1 rRNA gene is annotated in these 613 nt (G+C 51.4%); it reads right to left on the bottom strand.

The window, feature by feature from the left end:
* Positions 1-613, bottom strand: a 16S ribosomal RNA gene (locus tag IE226_RS43765); the annotation flags it as partial.

Genomic DNA, 613 nt, shown 5'->3' with positions numbered 1-613 from the left:
CTACCAGGGTATCTAATCCTGTTCGATACCCGCACTTTCGAGCTTCAGCGTCAGTTGCGCTCCAGTGAGCTGCCTTCGCAATCGGAGTTCTTCGTGATATCTAAGCATTTCACCGCTACACCACGAATTCCGCCCACTTTGTGCGTACTCAAGGAAACCAGTTCGCGCTGCAGTGCAGACGTTGAGCGTCTACATTTCACAACACGCTTAATCTCCGGCCTACGCTCCCTTTAAACCCAATAAATCCGGATAACGCCCGGACCTTCCGTATTACCGCGGCTGCTGGCACGGAATTAGCCGGTCCTTATTCATAAGGTACATGCAAAAAGTCTCACGAGACTCACTTTATTCCCTTATAAAAGCAGTTTACAACCCATAGGGCCGTCATCCTGCACGCTACTTGGCTGGTTCAGGCTCTCGCCCATTGACCAATATTCCTCACTGCTGCCTCCCGTAGGAGTTTGGACCGTGTCTCAGTTCCAATGTGGGGGACCTTCCTCTCAGAACCCCTATCCATCGAAGACTAGGTGGGCCGTTACCCCGCCTACTATCTAATGGAACGCATCCCCATCGTCTACCGGAATACCTTTAATCATGTGAACATGCGGACTCA

This window comes from Streptomyces longisporoflavus, assembly GCF_014649775.1.
Lineage (GTDB): Bacteria > Actinomycetota > Actinomycetes > Streptomycetales > Streptomycetaceae > Streptomyces > Streptomyces longisporoflavus.
Note: the sequence above shows the minus strand (reverse complement) of the source record. Positions and strands in the feature narration are given on the sequence as shown.